The sequence below is a fragment of the Pseudomonas sp. PDM02 genome, assembly GCF_014852285.1.
In the GTDB taxonomy this organism is placed as follows: Bacteria; Pseudomonadota; Gammaproteobacteria; order Pseudomonadales; family Pseudomonadaceae; genus Aquipseudomonas; species Aquipseudomonas migulae.
In genome coordinates this window covers 324,657-331,476 of record NZ_JACVBL010000009.1, presented here as the reverse complement: position 1 = coordinate 331,476, position 6,820 = coordinate 324,657, and the positions used below count along the sequence as shown (strand labels likewise).

Below are 6,820 nucleotides of genomic sequence, written 5' to 3'. Positions count from 1 at the left end.
GAGCACAAGGTCGGCAGCCTCGCGCTTGAATTCAGGAGTAAAGGAGCGGCGTTGTTTGGTCATCTGACACCTCGATCTGGCGAGCATTCTCGCCTAAATGGGTGTCCGGTTTCATTAGACCACTACAGAACTCCAACATTGTTGGCTTCGCGTCCTTCAAAGAAAAAAAAGCCGAGTCTGAATACAAAAAAGCCATCGAAAGCATTTTAGCTAGGGCGCAAAAAGCAGACTGGTAACGCAATCGACCTTTTGCTAGTGCCTCAAGGACTCAGAGAATGTCAGCACCAGCAGCAGCACCGGCCCCCGCAAGAGCGCCGGCCAAGTCCGATTCAGCGACCGGTACACGCAACATAAGGGACCGCATTGAGGGAAGGCGTAGTGACGAAATAATCGTTGCGTTTTGCGGTCCGGTCGGATGCAATTTGGCAGACGTCATTCGAACCACCCGACTGCAATTTGAAGAATATGGATATTTAACTGTCCATATCAAAGTCAGCGATATCATCAAAGCCCATTATCACGAGCATGGGTTGCCAGAAAATCTCTCACACCTTTCTATAGACAATAACGTCGGAAAGGAGAGATATACTGCCCTGCAAGATTTGGGCAACGATCTTAGAAAACGCTTTGATCCACAAATTTTAGCTGCCCTTGCCATGGCGAAAGTTGCGGCAAATCGCGAAATCGCGATGTCAAGAGCCGACACAACAAAACCACCAAAAACGGTCTATATAATAGACCAGCTAAAGCACCCTGAAGAAGTTGAATTATTCAAACTGGTTTATGGCGACATATTCTATTTGATCGGTGTTCTTAGCCCTCAAAATGTTCGCTTCAACTACTTAACTCGAACCGAAAGAATTCCTGGCCATGAAGCGCAGTTCCTTATAGACAGGGACAGAAATGAAATAAACGCGACTTATGGCCAAAAGCTTGAGAAAACGGTTCAGCTTGCTGATTACTTTATTAGAAACAATCAGGATTCGATATCCAATCTGTTAGAGCCGTGCCAACGCTTTGTAGCACTAGTGCATGGAAAAAATGGTGTTACGCCGACCAAGGACGAGTCCGGCATGTACGCTGCGTATGCAGCCTCGTTGAAATCTGCGTGTCTCAGCAGACAAGTGGGCGCTGCTATTGCCAATAAAGAAGGCAACGTTATTTCACTAGGTTGGAACGACGTACCGAAATTTGGTGGCGGACTTTATACGTCTGACTCTGTAAATGACCAGCGGTGCATCCACCATGGAGCTAAATGCTACAACGACATCCATAAATCGGCGCTTATCCAAGACATTGTCAAAATCGTAAGCTCTAAAGTTGAAGTCTCTGACGAAATAAAGGACGAGTTGGCTAAACTCATCCAGAAAGAAACTAGAGCCGGGTCTATTATCGAGTTTTCGCGCGCGATTCATGCTGAAATGGAAGCGATTTTGGGATTAGCTCGTTCTCAAGGTAATTCTACGGACTCCTGTGAAATGTTTACCACTACGTTCCCATGTCATAACTGTGCAAGGCACATCATTGCAGCGGGTATTAAACGCGTAGTTTACATTGAGCCTTACGAAAAAAGCTTGGCCCTAGACCTGCATGAGGACGCCATCACAACTGACGTAAACCATGCAGGAAAAACACTCTTCGAGACTTTTTCGGGCGTTTCTCCAGGAAAATACGCATCATTTTTTGTTGCTCGTGGAAATCGTAAAGATAGCAGTGGGCAAGCTGTCGACATTATTAAAACCGATGCTTTACATATCGGAACCGAATACCTTGACCCTTATCAAACCATCGAAAGCAAAGTAGTCCAGGACCTGATGTCGAAAGTCGCGCCGACGTCAGCGTCTCCTCCTCCGTCAGCTCCAGATATACCTCCTACGCCTCCGGCTCCAAATACACCACCTACGCCTCGCGCGGCTTAAATCCAGCCTGCCCGTTGAAAAACTGGTGAGCCATCTAGACCCGTGAAGCCTGGCAACTGGCTTCACGGACAACCTGCTGTGACCTCCCCAATCATCGCTTGAACGTTAATCAGGCGAATCGCTGAATATCCCACTCAAACTGCCAACTCGCTAAGGCTCGATTGTGCGAGCTCGCGGATGAAAAGAGACGCAAAGTTGAGCCGTGCCCTATAACGCAGTGGTCTTTCATCGTATAAACGGGACAGATATTTAAATCGTTGGCTATGCTTGCATCGACGATCGAACATCCAGAAACTCAACACACGCGAGTGTATCCACCGAAGATGCACGGGCCATGGCCTCACCAAAGCCTGCAATCGAAAAACCGTCTCCTCAAGACGGTTTTTTTTCGCCCGCGATTCAGACAAAAGCCTTCGCAACATCCAGCGAAAGTTTACCCCCTCTCCCACCCCACCAGAATCTCCCTTCCGGTCTACCCTTCAAAAATCCGCAGGAAGCGGCTTCCCGTAAAGCTCAAGGAATGACCATGTCCCTCTCCATCGTCCACAGCCGCGCCCAAATCGGCGTGGATGCGCCCGCCGTCACCGTCGAAGTCCATCTGGCCAACGGTCTACCATCGCTGACCATGGTCGGTCTCCCCGAAGCGGCGGTGAAGGAAAGCAAGGATCGGGTGCGCAGTGCGATCATCAACTCAGGCCTGCAATTCCCGGCGCGGCGTATCACCCTGAATCTCGCTCCAGCTGATTTGCCGAAGGACGGCGGACGATTCGATCTGGCGATTGCCCTGGGGATTCTGTCCGCCAGCGTGCAGGTGCCAACGCTGACACTGGATGATGTGGAATGCCTGGGAGAACTGGCGCTATCAGGCGCGGTACGTGCCGTGCGAGGCGTGTTGCCGGCCGCACTGGCAGCGCGCAAGGCCGGGCGCTCGCTGATGGTGCCGCGGGCGAATGCCGAGGAGGCGTGCCTGGCGTCGGGGTTGAAGGTGATCGCGGTGGATCATTTGCTGGAAGCGGTCGCGCACTTCAATGGGCACACACCGGTCGAGCCTTACGTTTCCAACGGTTTGCTCTATGCCAGCAAACCCTATCCAGACTTGAACGAAGTACAGGGCCAACTCTCGGCCAAACGCGCGTTGCTGATTGCGGCGGCGGGCGCTCATAACCTGCTGTTCAGCGGACCACCTGGCACCGGAAAAACCCTTCTGGCGAGTCGTTTGCCAGGACTGCTTCCACCCCTGGCCGAACATGAAGCGCTGGAAGTCGCCGCCATTCAATCCGTCACCAGTTGCGTGCCCTTGAGCCACTGGCCGCAAAGGCCCTTCCGCCAACCCCATCACTCCGCCTCCGGCCCGGCGCTGGTCGGCGGCGGTTCGAAGCCGCAACCTGGCGAAATCACCCTCGCCCATCATGGGGTTCTATTCCTCGACGAACTGCCGGAATTCGACCGCAAAGTGCTGGAGGTTTTGCGAGAGCCGCTGGAGTCCGGCCATATCGTGATTTCCCGCGCCAAGGATCGTGTGAGGTTTCCGGCCCGCTTTCAATTGGTGGCCGCGATGAACCCGTGTCCCTGTGGATATCTTGGCGAACCCAGTGGTAAATGCAGCTGTACACCGGACATGGTCCAGCGCTACCGCAATAAATTGTCGGGACCATTGCTGGACCGTATCGACCTGCACCTGACCGTCGCCCGGGAAGCCACGGCGCTGAATCCTGCACTCAAACCCGGCGATGACACCGCCACCGCCGCGTTGCTGGTCGCCGACGCCAGAGAGCGTCAACACAAACGCCAGGGCTGCGCGAACGCTTTCCTTGATCTGCCGGGCCTGCGCAAACACTGCACGTTATCCACAATCGACGAAACCTGGCTGGAAACAGCGTGCGAACGACTGACCCTGTCGTTGAGGTCTGCGCATCGACTGCTCAAGGTCGCACGAACCCTCGCAGACCTTGAGCAGGTCGATGGCATCACCCGTGGTCATCTGGCTGAAGCGCTGCAATACCGGCCAACCTCCAGCTGATGAAATCACTCCTTCGTCAGATCCACCAACGGCGTCTGCCGAACCTCGGTTTCCCGCCCGCCCTGAATGTCACTCACCCGCTTCAGCGCCTGGTCCACAGCGCCCTTGTCCGCCAACAAGCTGTAACTGATCTGAAACTGCTTGTGCTCCTTCGGCGCAATCGTCGGCACCAGCCCCAGCGGCCGCTGATAGCGCCGGTTATAGGAAAAGCTGGTCCCCGGTTCGAGACCGGTGACATAGCCCTGGCCTTGGGTATCGGTGTTTTTCCACAGCGAAAACACGGGCAGCGTTTTAGTGTTAAAGCCGACCGAAACGCCGAGGCTACCTGCCTTGTTATGCAACACCGTCAACGTGTCACCCTTGGCGTCGCCATACGGCACCACGTTGTAAACCGTTTCGTCGTAGTCCTTGGTCGGCGCGCGGTAAGTCTGCCAGTCCGGCAGATCGCCTTTGGCCTTGTCGTTGAACGGCGACACCTGTTTGACCGGCGCAACGAAACGGGCGCCCTGCTCCAGGAATGGCGTGCTGAAATTACTGTGGTACAGCGCCTGATATTCCTTCGGGTAGTCGCCGTTATTGGTCAGGGTATCGTTGAGCGTGAACGCTGCGCTGCCGGGCTCAGTGACCAACTCGGTGATCACCGAGAAGTCGACTTTCTTGAAGGCCTGTTCTTTCAGTTCGCCACGCAGGCTGATGGCATAAGGCGGTTTTTCGTCGATATGCAGCGTGACTGTGCTGGCCGGAATGTTGGCGGCGCGACCATGCAGGGTCAGCAGTTCGCCGTTGTCGACGCCTGGGTGGCCGACCCATTCGTAACCGCAACGGGCGACCAGTTCGTTGAAACCTTCGAGCCAGCCGAGTCCGCCGCGACCATTGAGCTCAATGAAGGACGGATTGACCACGTCCTTGACCGGCGAATCCCAGCCCATGCGCACATTGCCGACCGATGCCTGCAGGACGTTCATGCCACGGGTCGGCACCACCGAGAGTTTCATCGTGCCGTTATCGATGTCGACGATGCTGACACCCTCCTGCCGACCACCGTGCAAGTTACGAAGGGTCACGGAGAAGGGTTTGTCGGTTTTCACACCGAGTTGCTGGCTGGTGATCTGCCAGTTTTGAGCAGCCTTGTCGCTGTCGAGCAGGACGTAATCCCAAGCCATGGCGTGGGAGGCGGACAGAGCGCCAAAGGCAACGACGAATTTGAGCGGAGTCATGGGGAGGCCTTTCTTGGAGTTGTGCATTTTTTATAGCGCTGATGAAACGATTCAGCAAGCTTAAAAAGCTTACACCCAAGCCTTCCCAAGCCAATTTAAATTGACCCCATGCAACCTCTGCACGCTTACGCTAGTCTCATACGGTTTTGGACCTCCGGATGATTGACGGCGACATCATTATGACATTAAGGTCGCCAGCTAATTGCAGGAGCAAGAACAGACAACTTTGTCTGTCATTTTTGCGCAACAGAACATATGGAGTTTGAATGCGCGGGGCACTATTACGCAGCGGTAAGAGCGGGTCATTCACAGCCTTGGGCGAAACAGGTCAACCGGTATACCGGGCGGCCCTGCAATTGCGCGAAGCCATTCGCCGCAAGAACCCCGAAATGGTCGATCATCTGGCCATCCCTCAAAGCGATGAGCTCGGTAACCAGATCGATTGGTACAGCGGCCTCGACGGCGATGTGATCCCGTGGAGCAGTGCGACCGAAGAAGAACGCGTCCCTGCCCGCCGCCAACTTGAAGCGCTGAAAACCGCGCTCGAGGAATTGAGCCAGCGTTTCCTGGGCACTGAATCCGGCGAACAGCAGCAAGGCGACAAAGCCGTGTTCGGCAAGCTGCTCAAGCGCGTGATTCATTTCCCCGATGAGAATTTCGTCTACCTGGTGCAAGGCAAGCCGGTGCTGACCTTTTGGGGTTTCGAGCATGCCGGTACCGGCAATCGCGATCCCCTGCACTGCCTCTATCAGGCTCCGCTCGCGTTTACGCTGCCCCCGGTGGTCGAAGCCGCGCCTGTCGTTGCGCCTGTAGTTGCGCCCGTCGTGCCGGTGGTTGCTCGTCCGTGGTGGCGTCGCTGGTGGTGGCTGTTGCTGCTGCCGTTCCTGCTACTGCTTTTGTGGCTGTTGCTTGGTCTGCGTGGTTGCGTGCCGATTCCGTTGGTGGCGGTAGACCTGCTGCCTGAGGGCATCGTGCCGGTGGAAAAACAGCTGGAAGAACCGCAACTGACCGGCAATGCCACGACGCTGAACGGCGTTCCGGTGACGGGCACCGTTGTAGGCTCTACCACTGGAACCGGCACCGGTACCGCCGTGACCGAAACCCAAGGAGTGGAAGCGCCGGCGGTCGAGGGCAACGAGGCAGATGCAGCGCCGGCCGACCTGGCCAAAGACCCAGCGAAAGACCCGGCAGCCGAATCGCCCGCCACCCCGCCCGAAAACAAAACCGCGCCGCCGGATATCACATCGCCCGAGGCCGAAAAATCCGCCGCCGCAAAACCCGGCCCTCCCCTGAGCATTCCACCGGACGCCGCCGACGGTGCCGCCAAGTTCCTCGACGGTCAGTTCCGCGCCGGCGCCGGTATTCAGGACCGCCGGACCGGCAAACCGCTGCGTCTGGAATACCAGCTCAAGGACGGTAAGGGCGAAGTCACCGTACACCAGGCCGACGGCACGAAATGCACCGGGCCGGTGAGCGCTACTATGAAGGGTGGCAGCTTGGCCATCGACAGTCAGGGCCAGGCCGTGTGTGGCGATGGCAGCACTTACGACATGCCCAAGGTCAACTGCCGCAAAGGGGCGACCACAGTCGCAGACTGCACCGGCGGTTACGGCAAAGAACAATTCCCCATGTCCATGCGGCACGTGGCCGAATAAAAACGGAAT

4 protein-coding genes are annotated in these 6,820 nt (G+C 56.0%); 3 read left to right on the top strand and 1 reads right to left on the bottom strand.

Annotated elements, in window-relative coordinates; genetic code table 11:
- Nucleotides 1–275: 275 nt before the first annotated feature.
- Together IB245_RS18245 and IB245_RS18240 are read left to right on the top strand one after the other, a co-directional pair.
- Nucleotides 276–1,919, top strand: a complete 1,644-nt coding sequence (locus IB245_RS18245) for an anti-phage dCTP deaminase (RefSeq protein ID WP_192228219.1) — start codon at nt 276–278, stop codon at nt 1,917–1,919.
- Nucleotides 1,920–2,445: 526 nt separating this feature from the next.
- Entirely contained in the window at nt 2,446–3,939 is a 1,494-nt protein-coding gene (locus tag IB245_RS18240; RefSeq protein WP_008037951.1) for a YifB family Mg chelatase-like AAA ATPase, read from the top strand.
- Nucleotides 3,940–3,944: 5 nt separating this feature from the next.
- On the opposite strand, the gene IB245_RS18235 is transcribed toward IB245_RS18240, so the two are convergent.
- Nucleotides 3,945–5,156: an aldose 1-epimerase family protein gene (locus IB245_RS18235; protein WP_192228218.1), complete on the bottom strand. Its 1,212-nt coding sequence runs from the start codon at nt 5,154–5,156 to the stop codon at nt 3,945–3,947.
- 266 nt (nt 5,157–5,422) lie between these two features.
- On the opposite strand from IB245_RS18235, the gene IB245_RS18230 reads away from it, so the two are divergent.
- Nucleotides 5,423–6,811, top strand: a complete 1,389-nt coding sequence (locus IB245_RS18230) for an SrfA family protein (protein ID WP_192228217.1) — start codon at nt 5,423–5,425, stop codon at nt 6,809–6,811.
- The last annotated feature ends 9 nt before the right edge of the window (nt 6,812–6,820 follow it).

What these genes read in the sequence shown, in the direction of transcription:
- IB245_RS18230 (WP_192228217.1), top strand. Translation starts at nt 5,423, where the DNA reads ATGCGCGGGGCACTATTACGCAGCGGTAAGAGCGGGTCATTCACAGCC.
- IB245_RS18235 (WP_192228218.1), bottom strand. Translation starts at nt 5,156, where the DNA reads ATGACTCCGCTCAAATTCGTCGTTGCCTTTGGCGCTCTGTCCGCCTCC.
- IB245_RS18240 (WP_008037951.1), top strand. Translation starts at nt 2,446, where the DNA reads ATGTCCCTCTCCATCGTCCACAGCCGCGCCCAAATCGGCGTGGATGCG.
- IB245_RS18245 (WP_192228219.1), top strand. Translation starts at nt 276, where the DNA reads ATGTCAGCACCAGCAGCAGCACCGGCCCCCGCAAGAGCGCCGGCCAAG.